We start from the raw sequence: 12,402 nt of genomic DNA, 5'->3' as shown, positions 1-12,402 counted from the left end.
TTACTTCGACTCCTTTGCTTTATAAATATCTAATTGTTCCTGAACGTTGAAAGGAACTTCTTCATACATCAAACCTAACAGATCAGTTACTTTCTGTTTCGGTGCAGCATCCGCTTGTTTGATCGCAGCTTTGATCTCTTCTTTCGCCTGTTCGATCACTTCGTTCTCTTTTTCTTCATTCCATAGGTTTTTCGCTTCCAGGTATTTACGGAAACGGACCAGTGGATCTTTCTTTTCCCATTCGCTGTCGATATCCGACGTACGGTAGCGTGTCGGATCATCGCCGGCCATTGTATGCGGGCCATAGCGGTAGCACATTGTTTCGATCATCGTCGGGCCTTCGCCTTTGATTGCGCGTTCACGTGCATCGCGGGTCACTGCATAAACCGCCAGTGGATCCATTCCATCGACCAATACACCCGGGATTCCGGCTGCTACCGCTTTTTGTGCGATCGTTTTTGCCGAAGTCTGCAATTCGCGAGGAGTTGAAATTGCATACTGGTTATTCTGGACGATGAAGATCGCCGGCGCTCTGAATGCACCTGCAAAGTTGATGCCTTCATAGAAATCGCCTTGTGACGATCCGCCATCACCTGTATAAGTGACCGCTACCGCTTCTTTTTTGCGTTTCTGTATGCCAAGTGCCACACCGGCAGCCTGGATGAACTGGGCTCCGATGATGATTTGAGGAGGCAATACATTCAAGTCATCAGCCATCTGGTTCCCCATGAAATGTCCACGGGAGAATAGGAATGCCTGGTGCAACGGCCAGCCGTGCCAGATCAATTGCGGAACATCACGGTATCCCGGCAGGATATAGTCTTCTTTTTCCAAAGCAAAATGTGAAGCCAGCTGAGAAGCTTCCTGTCCGGCAGTCGGCGCATAGAAACCTAAACGGCCCTGGCGGTTAAGAGAAATGGAGCGCTGGTCCAAGATGCGCGTGTACACCATTCTTCTCATCAATTCCTGCAGGTCTTCATCTGAAAGTTTCGGATCTGCATCCGGATTGACGATTTCGCCTTCTTCATTCAATATCTGGAACATTTCAAACTTTTCTTCGATTGCATTCAGTGTTTCCACTGGATCGAACTGCTGTGATTTTTTCGCAGCCATAAAAGCAACTCTCCTTTTTTATCTGTATTAAAATACTAGCCATTTTCCAGTAATACAAGAACGTATTCTTTTCCAGTATACGTTACCTTAATTGCAGGGTCAATCATAGGGAATCCTAACGCAGCAAGGCTTTTTATTAGACAGAATATTATAGATTCACGAAACTGTATTACCCACTGCCAACCGACTGTACTATATAACAGTATAAATAATAAATTCTTTTATAGCACAGAAAAAAGCGGCTTTCAGGGCCGCTTCATTCGTTATCTGCATTCAATTTTTCAATCAGGTTATTCTTCATCTCATTAAACTGTTCAGTTTTTTCATTAAATACTGTAACAGCGTTTTGGACTTCCTGATTCATATCGTTCACTGCTGCCGTTTTTTCTTGCAGCACCTGTAATTCGGTTTCTTCGTCAGAAAGCATTTCATATAGCTCTTTTTGTTCAGCTGCCAATCCTTCATAGGCCGCTGCAAAATCAGCATGGGCATCAAAACGCTCATGCATCTTCGTCTTTAATGCTGTCAAATCGTCTTTCATTGCTTCATCTTCTGTTTCTTCAATTACAGTATCGATCTCCTGGAAGGCTTCTTCAGCGGAACCCATAGAGGACTTTTCTGTTTCAAGCAATTCGAGGCGTTCATCCACAGAAGCAATCGCTTCCTCTGCATTTGTCTTGACCTCTTCCTGCTCTTCTTGCGTCAAAGCCATGATGGTTTCAAATTTTTCCTGTTCACTGCTTTCCAGCTTTTCCATTTCACTTTGTGTGTCCCGGTAATCCTTTTCTGCATCAAATGTCTCTTTCAGCACCGCATCCAGTTGTTCCTCTGTTGATGTACCTGAACACGCGCTCAAAAGCAACGCACTTGAAATTCCTGCTGCCAATATGTATCTTTTCAATCGAAACCCTCCTTATTGCATGTTTCAACTATATTATGATGCTCAAAAAATTACAACTGCCAACAAAGTATTTTTTTGTTTTGCGGGCAGTGTGCCTTGGGTTATACTGAAAGGCAGATGCAACATGATTGAAAGGATGGAAACCAATTGATTTTAATGAAAGATATTATCCGCGAAGGTCATCCTACACTTCGCAAGCGGGCTGAAGAAGTCCAGCTCCCGCTTTCTGAAGATGACAAGAAACTGGCGCAGGATCTGTTGGAATATGTCATCAACAGCCAGAATGATGAAATGATCGAAAAATATGATTTGCGGCCGGGCGTCGGAATTGCGGCTCCGCAGGTCAATGTGGCAAAAAGGATATTTGCACTCCATTTCGATGAAGAGTCCGGCGAAAATCTGAGTATGATTGCGATCAATCCGAAAATCGTCAGCCATTCCGTCGAGAAGGCCTACTTATCCTCAGGGGAAGGCTGTCTATCGGTTGACCGCGCAATACCGGGGTACGTTCCACGATATGCCCGTATTTCCGTAAAAGCTTTCGATGCAGAAGGCAATGAATTCAAAATGCGCCTCAAAGGGCTTCCCGCCATCGCTTTCCAGCATGAGCTGGATCACTTGAATGGCGTCATGTTCTTTGACCACATCAACCCGGATAATCCGTTCGCAGAAATCGAAAATGCGATTCCGATTGCACGGGAAACAGAAGAATAATTTAAACAGGCTGCCGGGAAATTTTCTGGCAGCCTGTTTTATTCAGATCAGCCCCAAATGTTTAAAAGCTTTTGCAAGGCCATCCTCATCCACATGGGAGGTCACGTAAGAAGCGACTTTCTTGGTTTCAGGATGGCCGTTCTCCAATGCCACGCTGAAACCGGCCACTTGCATCATTTGAAGATCGTTCAAGCCGTCTCCAAACGCGATGGTGTCTTCGATTGCATGGCCCGTTTTGGCGATCAGTTTTTCAATGCCGGCCGCTTTCGAGCCGCCGCTCGGCAGGATATCACAGGACACTCGGTGCCAGCGCACAAAATCGAATTCTTTGAAGTTTTCATGATACTGCTGTTCTTCCTGTTTTGTACAGAACACCAATGACTGATAGATTTCATTGTCCCGGTGGAAATCGATTTCCGTTTCCGGATGAGGGAATTTCAGGCTTGTCAGGCTTTCATCGATATCCGGATGATAATCTATGGAAGAAATCATTTTTTCGCCATTCATGAAGACCATCGGATGATCCCGTTCCTCTGCAAACAGCATCACTTTCTCAAGCAGATCGGGATCCAGAGCTTCTGTATGGATCACTTTGTCTTCATGGACGATATATTGGCCGTTGAATGTGATATATGTATCGATATCCAGCTCCTTCCGCAGTTCCTTGATCATGAACGGCGCGCGGCCAGTCGCGATTGCCAATTCATGGCCATTCGCCCTCGCTTTTTGAAGAGCCTCGGCTGCTGAAGCAGGCAGCTCCTTTTTCGTATTCAATAAAGTTCCGTCGATATCAAGCAATAATAGTTTTCCCATATCGTCTATCTTCAATCCTTTCTGGTACAGGCTTGAACAGCCATTTCCCCTTTACTTTTGTCAGAAAATACAGTATTATTTACATAAGGAGTGAGCAGCCATGCTGAAACGTTTGAAAAGAAAACTTCTCAGAAGGCTTAACGGTATTATGAACAAAAAGAAAATAGCATAGCTATTATAGCCCTTCTGCTCATAAAAAGAAGGGCTATTCTTTATTTTAAAACAATGACATGATAATATAAAGAAAGTGAATTTATTTTGAACGTGGAAAAAGGAGAGCAAATATTATGATTTTTAAAGTCTACTACCAAGAGAACCGCCATGAGGTACCAGTTCGCGAAAACACTAAGAGCCTATATGTTGAAGCTTCAACCGAGCGTGAAGTAAGACATCACCTGAAAGACCGCAATTACAACATCGAGCTTGTGCAATTGCTTGAAGGCAGCCACCTTGAATATGAACAGGCAGCCGAAAACTACGAAGTCGAGAGCATTGACTGATTATGAAATTTGTAAAAAATGATCAAACAGCTGTTTTCGCGCTCGGCGGACTGGGTGAAATCGGCAAAAATACGTACGGTGTCCAATTCCAGGATGAAATCATCCTGATCGATGCCGGCATCAAATTCCCGGAAGACGATTTGCTCGGAATCGATTATGTAATTCCGGATTACACTTATTTAGTTAAAAACGCAGATAAGATCAAAGGCCTTTTCATCACACATGGCCATGAAGACCATATCGGCGGTGTCGCTTATCTATTGAAGAAAATCAACATCCCGGTATACGGCGGTAAACTTGCTTTAGGGCTGCTCCGTAAAAAACTGGAAGAGCATGGTCTTCTTCGCCAGACAAAAATGATTGAAATCGGTGAAGATGACGTCATTAAATTCCGTAAGACTTCTGTCAGTTTTTTCAGTGTGACCCACAGTATTCCTGATGCTTTCGGGATTGTCGTCAAAACACCACCTGGCAATATCGTCCATACCGGAGATTTCAAATTCGATTTCACTCCTGTCGGCGAACCGGCCAACCTATTGAAAATGGCACAGATCGGCAGCGAAGGTGTACTTTGCTTGCTGTCGGACAGCACAAATGCCGAAATCCCTGAATTCACGATGTCCGAACGCAAAGTCGGCGAATCGATCAAAGACATCATGCGCAAAGTTGATGGACGCCTGATTTTCGCTACTTTTGCATCGAACATCTACCGTCTTCAGCAGGTGACTGACGAAGCTGTAGCCCAAGGCAGAAAAATTGCCGTTTTCGGCCGCAGCATGGAAAATGCGATGACGATCGGCCGTGAACTCGGCTATATCAATGCACCTGAAGATGCCTTTGTCGATACGCAGACGCTGAACCGCCTGCCAGCGAATGAAGCACTTATCCTCTGCACAGGTTCACAGGGTGAACCGATGGCGGCCCTGTCGCGCATTGCAAGCGGCACGCACCGTCAGATCCATATCCAGCCGAACGATACGGTCGTCTTCTCTTCTTCCCCGATTCCCGGGAATACGAGCAGCGTCAACAGAACCATCAACCTATTATTCCGTGCAGGAGCGGATGTCATCCACGGTTCCCTGAATAACGTCCATACTTCTGGACATGGTTCAGAGCCTGAGAATAAATTGATGCTTCGCTTGATCAATCCTAAATACTTTATGCCGATCCACGGCGAATACCGCATGCAGAAACAGCACGCGAAACTTGCTGTCGATTGCGGCGTTCCAGAAGAAAATACATTCATCATGGAAAATGGTGATGTATTGGCGCTGGGTGCTGATGAAGCTTCAGTAGCCGGCCGAATCCCTTCCGGAGATGTTTACATCGACGGCAGCGGCATCGGTGATATCGGCAATATTGTCCTGCGCGACCGCCGCGTCCTTTCAGAAGAAGGATTGGTCATCGTTGTAGTCAGTGTCGATATGGCCAACAATAAAATGGTGTCGGGCCCTGATATCATTTCCCGCGGTTTCGTTTACATGCGTGAATCCGGCACAATGATCTATGAGGCACAGCAAATGCTGAACCGTCACCTGAAGAAGAAAATCCATGGCAAAGATGCGGACTGGGCTGAACTGAAGAATGATATATCAGATGTGCTCGGACCTTATCTATACGAAAAAACAAAACGTCGTCCGATGATTCTTCCGGTTATAATGGAAGTCTAGAAAAGCGACGGCACCCGTTAAGCTCTGAAAGGCATAAGACAGAACAGCAGAGTGGCGGTCTTGGCCACGGCAGCTGGATTGGCTTATGGCCCGAAGAGCTGGGTCGCCGGAGTCTGGACAAATAAGTGAAAAACAAAAGGAGGTCCCGATCCGGGGCCTCCTTTTTGTCCATCAGGAAACTGATACTTTCTATAATCATTGCGCTCTGGGCGGACGCTTTCCGCGGGGAGCGGCCTGAGCCTCCTCAGTCGCTGCACTCCCTGCGGGGTCTCAGGATACGCTCTGTTTCCCGCAGGAGTCGCCGCCTTCCGCTGCATTTTTGTTCTGTGAAGAATTGAAATGCCTTCTCTAAAAACTAAGATATTCTTGGTCTTGCTTATTATAGAAAGTAAGCTGTTTTGCGTAATATCGATTACACATTTATATTTCCTCCTCAACAAATTGAAAAGGAGGTCCCGATTTGGGACCTCCTTTTTTGATTGTTTAAAGATAAGATATAAGAAACCGCTATTGCGTAAACCAGCTTCGCTTTCCTAGGGGCTTACCTGATCCCATGGGAGTCTTCGATGTTTTATTCCATATCTGAGAAACTCTTCTCATGTTGAAGTGGTTTCCAAATGCCAACTCGCACCCTCGACCGAGTGGGTGCTCAGCTACCCTTAGTATATGAGGAGTCTTCAGTGCTTCACTTAATCTCTAGAAGTGGACCACGGCGAAGAAATAAGACGAGTGCTCTTCACGGCTTGTTACGAAAGGCAAGGTGCGCCATGAACTTGAGGCGCTTCCTTTGCGGCGAGCAGTGCGCAGGAGCATAATCTTTGCACTGTCCAAAGCGACGAAGCGACATATTTACAGCGATTCTTTAGTTCACCTAGTCCAAATCCCAAAATCTAATTCAGCATCTTCTTCTCAAAACGGTTGATGTCCGCGTCTGAGCCGATGATGATGAGAATATCCTGGATTTCAATTTCCATATCCGCCTGCGGCGATACGATGATATCCTTCCCCCGTTTGATGGCCACTATATTGATGCCATATTTCGCACGGATATCCAGACCGACAAGCGTATATCCTGACAGTTTTTCATTCGCTTTGACTTCCATGATCGAATGTTCATCCGATAGTTCCAGATAATCGAGAACATTATTGGAAAGCATATTATGGGCGATCCGGATCCCCATGTCACGCTCAGGATGGACCACTTTATCGGCTCCGATTTTGTGGAGCACTTTTGCATGGTAATCATTCTGGGCTTTCACCGTTATCTTTTTGACGCCAATTTCCTTCAGCATCAAGGTCGTCAGGATGCTGGCCTGGATATTATCCCCGATGGCCACGATGACATGTTCAAAGTTTCGGATGCCCAGAGATTTCAGCACCGCTTCATCCGTCGTATCGGCAACAACCGCCTGAGTTGCGATGGTTGCAAATTCATCCACCCGCTCCGGGTCGATATCGATCGCCATTACATCGGCGTCCTGTTCGATCAATTCCCGGACGATGCTTCCTCCGAAACGGCCAAGGCCTATCACTACAAATTCCTTTTTCATATCCTGCCTCCAAATTCCTGCCATACCTACAGTTTATCATAACCTTCCAATCAATAAAAAAACCCGCTCATCGGCGGGGGTCAAGTGGTCGTTTCGGTCTGTTCTCGCAATATTCACAGTCGATATCGCTGCATGCCTCTTCGCGCCATTCATTGCATCCTGCACAGTAACTCGCATCGAATTCATCATCGAATGTCAACGGTGACAGGCAATGGTGGCAATAAGTATGGACTTCCATCCAATTGATCAGTTTCTTATTGGCCATCAGGTAAAGACCCTGCTGGTCCTGTTTATAGTTCATAATAGTGGTTTTTTGCACTGCCCGATTTTTCGGATCCAGGAAAAAATTCATTTTGTCATTCATTAAAGTCACTCCTAAATTAGTGGGACAGGCTATTTTTCACATGACGGATAATCCAAAATGCGGCTAATAGTTACATTATAATAAAATAATCTTTTTACACATTCTCTATGATAGTAAATACACCCAGCAGAATGCAATAGAAATGAACCATTTAGTTTAAATATTTTTTCTTTATTTTTGAAAGGAATTATTGCATAATACTAAACAGTGATTGTAAACTGTAAGTATATTTTCACTAAACTTTCAATACTTGAAGTTTGCTTAAGATAAACAGAATCAGAACCCTCAAATACAAGGAGAGGAGTTTTATATGGATATCGGAGCTAAGATCAAAAGCCTCCGTCTACAGAACGGATTGACCCAGGAAGAGCTTGGCGAACGCACTGATTTGAGCAAAGGTTTTATTTCACAGCTGGAACGGGACATGAACTCCCCTTCCCTGGAAACGTTTTTTACACTGCTGGAGGTATTAGGTACGACACCTAAGGAATTCTTTGAAGACGGTGAGACGCCGCAAGTCATCTATTCGTCCAAAGATCACCGTATCCATACGGATGAGGAAGCCGGATATGAAATCGACTGGCTCATCCCCACTTCTTATAAGAAAGAAATGGAGCCGATTTACCTCACCTTATTCGAAGAAGGTCATTATAAACAATTCGAACCTTCCCAGGCGGAGACATTCATCTATGTCCTGGAAGGAAAAGTCCGCCTGGTTCTAGGAACAGAAGAATATATTGCGGTCGCAGGGGATTCCATCTATTATGAAGCTTCCCAGCACCACCAATTGCATAACGCCGGCAAAGGCAAATGTGAAATGATCATCAGCGCCACCCATTCATATTTATAATTCAGGAGGTAATAAAATGTCCGGAGATTCAATCATCCGTTTTGAAAATGTTACACAAGCCTATGAAGGGGCTGGAAATGTACTGAACAACGTCAGTTTTGAGTTGGAGCGCGGGAAATTCTATACCTTGCTCGGACCATCGGGCTGCGGTAAAACCACGATCCTCCGTTTGATCGCCGGATTTATCAAACCGACAAAAGGCGATATCTACATCGAAGGGCAAATCGTCAATAATTCACCTGCCAACGAGCGCCAGGTAAATACGGTATTTCAGGATTATGCCCTGTTTCCTCATTTAAACGTATTCGAGAATGTGGCATTCGGCCTGCGCATCAAAAAATTGAAAAAAGCTGAAATTGAGCGCCGTGTCCTGGAAGCACTCGAATTCGTCAATCTGCACGGTTACGAAAAACGGGATATCTCGGAAATGTCAGGCGGTCAGCGCCAGCGGGTGGCAATCGCACGTGCAATCGTCAATGATCCTGAAGTAATTCTTCTCGATGAACCATTATCCGCACTCGATCTGAAATTGCGGACGGAAATGCAGTATGAACTGCGCGAATTGCAGCAGCGTCTCGGCAAGACATTCATCTTTGTCACCCATGATCAGGAAGAGGCACTGGCCATGTCAGACGAAATCTTCGTCATGAAATCCGGGGAAATCCAGCAAAGCGGAACACCTTTGGACATCTATGACGAGCCGATCAACCGCTTTGTCGCTGATTTCATCGGAGAATCGAATATCGTCGATGGCGTGATGATCGATGATTACCGCGTCCGCTTCGCCAACCAGGAATTTGAATGTGTCGATCAGGGATTGAATAAAAATGAGAAAGTCGAAATCGTCATCCGTCCGGAAGATCTTCACATCTCCCCTCTTGAAAGAGGAAAAATTACGGTCACTGTCGACAGCCAGCTGTTCCGCGGCGTCCATTACGAAATTTCAACAGTGGATGAGGTCGGCAATGAATGGCTTGTCCATTCGACGAAAAAAGTTGAAGTCGGATCGCGCATCGGCCTCGATTTCGAACCGGAAGCCATCCATGTCATGCGCTTGAATGAATCTGAAGAGGCATTTGACGCCAGACTCGAAGCTTATGGAGCACCTGGCCATGAAAAATAACTCAACCAATCCTTTCTATCTTATCCCTTATTACCTTTGGATCGTGTTGTTCGTCATTTCGCCGATCGCGCTGGTTGTCTATTATTCATTCTTCGACATTTCCGGCAACCTGACTTTTGACAACTATAAGAACTTCTTCTCTTCCGTTTATCTGCGGCTTACGCTGAGTTCTTTCTGGTACGCATTCCTGATTACACTGATATCTCTATTAGTGGCATATCCGACAGCTTATTGGCTGACAAAGACAAAGAACAAGCAATTATGGCTCCTGCTGATCATCATTCCATCATGGATCAATTTGCTGCTGAAAGCTTATGCCTTCATCGGGATCTTCGGTTTATATGGACCTGCCAATAATCTGATCGCTTCCATCGGCTCTGAACGCCTGCAGATCCTGTTCACGGATTTCAGCTTCATCTTCGTAGCGGTTTATATTTTCATCCCGTTCATGGTGCTGCCGATTTTCAACTCACTTGACCGCATCAACCCGGCACTGATCGATGCTTCACGGGATCTCGGCGCTTCATCATGGACGACGTTCAGACGCGTCATTTTCCCGCTTGCCATCAACGGGGTGAAAGCCGGGATTCAAGTCGTCTTCATCCCTGCCCTGTCGCTGTTTGTCATTACAAGACTCATCGCGGGGAATAAAGTCATTACACTCGGAACTGCCATCGAACAGCAATTCCTCGTGACCCAGAACTGGGGCATGGGTTCAACGATTGCAGTGTTCCTTATCCTATTCATGATCATCATCATGATGGTGACCGGTGAAAAAGGAGGTACAGTCAATGGAAAAATTAAGTAAAATGGGACGCGTCTATTTGGCCATTGTCTTTCTCATCCTTTACGCACCGATTTTCTATCTGATTTTTTATTCATTCAACAGCGGAGGCACCATGTCGTCCTTCGAAGGCTTCACGCTCGAACATTACGCAGCAGTATTCAACGATACGCGACTGATCATCATCGTACTGAATACGGTCATTGTCGCTTTGCTGTCTGCACTTATATCAACTGCGATCGGTGTGCTCGGCGCCATCGGAATCGTTTTTATCCGCAACCGTAAAATGCGCAATGCCGTGCTATCGCTGAACACAATCCTGATCGTCAGTCCCGATGTCATCATCGGTGCCTCTTTCCTGATCCTGTTCACGATGGTCGGCGTCAAGCTCGGATTTGCATCCGTACTTATTTCACACATCGCCTTCAGTATTCCGATCGTCGTCATCATGGTATTGCCGAAGCTGATGGAAATGAGCGATTCCCTCATCGATGCCGCTACGGACCTCGGTGCATCCAAACGTGATATCCTGACAAGAGTCATCCTGCCATACATCAAACCCGGTATTTTTGCAGGTTTCTTCCTGGCACTGACTTATTCACTGGATGATTTTGCAGTCACGTTCTTTGTTACAGGAAACGGATTTGCGACTTTATCCGTTGAAATCTATTCGATGGCACGGGCCGGCATCACTTTGACCATCAATGCCCTGTCCGCACTGATATTCTTAGTGACTCTCGGACTTGTGCTCGGCTATTACTTCTTCAGTAACCGCGCGCGCATGACCATCCGACCACCAGGAGGAGGCAACTGACCATGAAAGACCTTATACGCGCTAGTTTAGCGATCATCGTGACTTCAGGTATATTGATGTATGTCGTCTCCATTCTCGAAGATTCCTCTTCAGCCGGGGGCGGCGGAACCATCACCGTCTTCAACTGGGGTGAATATATCGATCCTGAACTGATCAGCCAATTCGAAGAAGAAAGCGGCATTACTGTCGTCTATGAAACCTTCGATTCCAATGAAGCGATGATGACGAAAATCGAACAGGGCGGCACGAGCTATGATGTAGCGATGCCGTCTGAATATGCGATTGAAAAAATGAAGGAGACGGACCTTCTCCAGCCGATTGATCTGGAGCAGATCACCAACCTTGAAAACATCGACCCTTATTTCCTGGATCTGGCGTTCGATCCCGGCAATGAATATTCCATCCCTTATTTCTGGGGAACAGTCGGGATCGCTTATAATCCTACCCTGCTCGATGGCCAGACATTCGAAAGCTGGGACGACCTTTGGGATCCGACATTGGAACAGGAAGTGATCCTTGTCGATTCTGCGAGAGAAGTGATCGGGATGGGCCTCAACAGCCTCGGTTATTCCCTGAATTCACGGGACGCCGACGAACTTCGTGAGGCAACCGATAAGCTGAAAACCATCGGACCGAACGTCAAGGCCATCATCGGCGATGAAATCGTCGAAATGATGCGTGCAGAAGAAGCCGCTGTCGCCCTCACCTGGTCCGGCCAGGCAGCCGACATGATGTGGATCAATGAAGACATCGACTTTTCGGTGCCGGAAGAAGGATCCAACCTATGGTTCGATAATATGATCATTCCAAAGACTGCCGATAATATCGATGGGGCACACCAATTCATCAATTTCATGCTGGATGCTGAAGTAGCGGCACAAAACGCTGATTATGTCGGCTATTCCACGCCAAACGAAGCTGCAATGGAATTGATGGACCCGGAAGTGACAGGCGATGAACGGTTCTACCCAACCGAAGACCTGCGGGAACGCCTCGAAGTCTATGAAAACCTGGGCCTTGAAATGCTCGGCATCTACAATGAATTATTTTTGGAATTCAAAATGGATATGGAGAAATAAACAAGGTCATACGAACATTCTGCAGAAAGCGAAGAGCGGAAACGGAATGATTGGAGCACATGATACATCTCAACAGCAAAATGAGCCGGGAAGATTCTTTTGCCCGGCTCATTTTTGGCTGTTTTTT

General features: G+C 46.0%; 13 protein-coding genes. 8 read left to right on the top strand and 5 right to left on the bottom strand.

Annotated elements, in window-relative coordinates; genetic code table 11:
* Together pdhA and IQ294_RS02850 are read right to left on the bottom strand one after the other, a co-directional pair.
* Positions 1-1,113: a pyruvate dehydrogenase (acetyl-transferring) E1 component subunit alpha gene (pdhA, locus tag IQ294_RS02855; RefSeq protein ID WP_203332496.1), complete on the bottom strand. Its 1,113-nt coding sequence runs from the start codon at positions 1,111-1,113 to the stop codon at positions 1-3.
* 256 nt (positions 1,114-1,369) lie between these two features.
* Entirely contained in the window at positions 1,370-2,014 is a 645-nt protein-coding gene (locus IQ294_RS02850) for a YkyA family protein (RefSeq protein ID WP_203332495.1), read from the bottom strand.
* A gap of 147 nt (positions 2,015-2,161) precedes the next feature.
* Here IQ294_RS02850 and def point away from each other — a divergent pair, with 147 nt between their 5' ends.
* Positions 2,162-2,728 carry a peptide deformylase gene (gene def, locus IQ294_RS02845; protein WP_203332494.1) on the top strand — a complete coding sequence of 189 codons (567 nt, stop codon included), beginning with the start codon at positions 2,162-2,164 and terminating at the stop codon, positions 2,726-2,728.
* A 42-nt stretch (positions 2,729-2,770) separates the two neighbouring features.
* Here def and IQ294_RS02840 read toward each other — a convergent pair whose 3' ends face one another.
* Positions 2,771-3,541, bottom strand: a complete 771-nt coding sequence (locus IQ294_RS02840) for a Cof-type HAD-IIB family hydrolase (protein ID WP_203332493.1) — start codon at positions 3,539-3,541, stop codon at positions 2,771-2,773.
* A 287-nt stretch (positions 3,542-3,828) separates the two neighbouring features.
* On the opposite strand from IQ294_RS02840, the gene IQ294_RS02835 reads away from it, so the two are divergent.
* Both IQ294_RS02835 and rnjA read left to right on the top strand, forming a co-directional pair.
* Positions 3,829-4,041, top strand: coding sequence for a DNA-dependent RNA polymerase subunit epsilon (locus IQ294_RS02835; protein WP_203332492.1), 213 nt, complete (start codon positions 3,829-3,831; stop codon positions 4,039-4,041).
* Positions 4,042-4,043: 2 nt separating this feature from the next.
* On the top strand, positions 4,044-5,711 hold the full coding sequence (gene rnjA, locus IQ294_RS02830; protein WP_203332491.1) for a ribonuclease J1: 1,668 nt from the start codon (positions 4,044-4,046) through the stop codon (positions 5,709-5,711).
* Positions 5,712-6,601: 890 nt separating this feature from the next.
* Here rnjA and IQ294_RS02825 read toward each other — a convergent pair.
* Together IQ294_RS02825 and IQ294_RS02820 are read right to left on the bottom strand one after the other, a co-directional pair.
* Positions 6,602-7,261, bottom strand: coding sequence for a potassium channel family protein (locus IQ294_RS02825; protein ID WP_203332490.1), 660 nt, complete (start codon positions 7,259-7,261; stop codon positions 6,602-6,604).
* A gap of 67 nt (positions 7,262-7,328) precedes the next feature.
* Positions 7,329-7,625, bottom strand: coding sequence for a hypothetical protein (locus IQ294_RS02820; protein ID WP_203332489.1), 297 nt, complete (start codon positions 7,623-7,625; stop codon positions 7,329-7,331).
* A gap of 310 nt (positions 7,626-7,935) precedes the next feature.
* Here IQ294_RS02820 and IQ294_RS02815 point away from each other — a divergent pair, with 310 nt between their 5' ends.
* The 5 genes from IQ294_RS02815 to IQ294_RS02795 are packed head-to-tail and all read left to right on the top strand — an operon-like array spanning position 7,936 to position 12,275.
* Positions 7,936-8,475 carry a helix-turn-helix domain-containing protein gene (locus IQ294_RS02815; protein WP_203332488.1) on the top strand — a complete coding sequence of 180 codons (540 nt, stop codon included), beginning with the start codon at positions 7,936-7,938 and terminating at the stop codon, positions 8,473-8,475.
* Positions 8,476-8,491: 16 nt separating this feature from the next.
* A complete protein-coding gene (locus IQ294_RS02810) occupies positions 8,492-9,598 on the top strand; it encodes an ABC transporter ATP-binding protein (RefSeq protein WP_203332487.1) in 1,107 nt (368 codons plus the stop codon).
* Positions 9,588-10,406: an ABC transporter permease gene (locus IQ294_RS02805; RefSeq protein ID WP_203332486.1), complete on the top strand. Its 819-nt coding sequence runs from the start codon at positions 9,588-9,590 to the stop codon at positions 10,404-10,406. The genes IQ294_RS02810 and IQ294_RS02805 overlap by 11 nt, the downstream gene beginning before the upstream one ends.
* Positions 10,390-11,196, top strand: coding sequence for an ABC transporter permease (locus tag IQ294_RS02800; protein WP_203332485.1), 807 nt, complete (start codon positions 10,390-10,392; stop codon positions 11,194-11,196). Before IQ294_RS02805 ends, IQ294_RS02800 begins: the two co-directional genes overlap by 17 nt.
* Positions 11,197-11,198: 2 nt before the next feature.
* Entirely contained in the window at positions 11,199-12,275 is a 1,077-nt protein-coding gene (locus tag IQ294_RS02795) for an ABC transporter substrate-binding protein (protein ID WP_203332484.1), read from the top strand.
* Positions 12,276-12,402 lie beyond the last annotated feature (127 nt).

This window comes from Planococcus beigongshangi, assembly GCF_016820495.1.
Taxonomy (GTDB): domain Bacteria; phylum Bacillota; class Bacilli; order Bacillales_A; family Planococcaceae; genus Planococcus; species Planococcus beigongshangi.
This window is presented reverse-complemented; position numbering and strand designations above follow the sequence as displayed.

Bases quoted from the DNA above. Each gene is read 5' to 3' on its own strand.
- pdhA (WP_203332496.1), bottom strand. From the start codon at position 1,113: ATGGCTGCGAAAAAATCACAGCAGTTCGATCCAGTGGAAACACTGAAT.
- IQ294_RS02840 (WP_203332493.1), bottom strand. From the start codon at position 3,541: ATGGGAAAACTATTATTGCTTGATATCGACGGAACTTTATTGAATACG.
- IQ294_RS02835 (WP_203332492.1), top strand. From the start codon at position 3,829: ATGATTTTTAAAGTCTACTACCAAGAGAACCGCCATGAGGTACCAGTT.
- rnjA (WP_203332491.1), top strand. From the start codon at position 4,044: ATGAAATTTGTAAAAAATGATCAAACAGCTGTTTTCGCGCTCGGCGGA.
- IQ294_RS02825 (WP_203332490.1), bottom strand. From the start codon at position 7,261: ATGAAAAAGGAATTTGTAGTGATAGGCCTTGGCCGTTTCGGAGGAAGC.
- IQ294_RS02820 (WP_203332489.1), bottom strand. From the start codon at position 7,625: ATGAATGACAAAATGAATTTTTTCCTGGATCCGAAAAATCGGGCAGTG.
- IQ294_RS02815 (WP_203332488.1), top strand. From the start codon at position 7,936: ATGGATATCGGAGCTAAGATCAAAAGCCTCCGTCTACAGAACGGATTG.
- IQ294_RS02810 (WP_203332487.1), top strand. From the start codon at position 8,492: ATGTCCGGAGATTCAATCATCCGTTTTGAAAATGTTACACAAGCCTAT.
- IQ294_RS02805 (WP_203332486.1), top strand. From the start codon at position 9,588: ATGAAAAATAACTCAACCAATCCTTTCTATCTTATCCCTTATTACCTT.
- IQ294_RS02800 (WP_203332485.1), top strand. From the start codon at position 10,390: ATGGAAAAATTAAGTAAAATGGGACGCGTCTATTTGGCCATTGTCTTT.
- IQ294_RS02795 (WP_203332484.1), top strand. From the start codon at position 11,199: ATGAAAGACCTTATACGCGCTAGTTTAGCGATCATCGTGACTTCAGGT.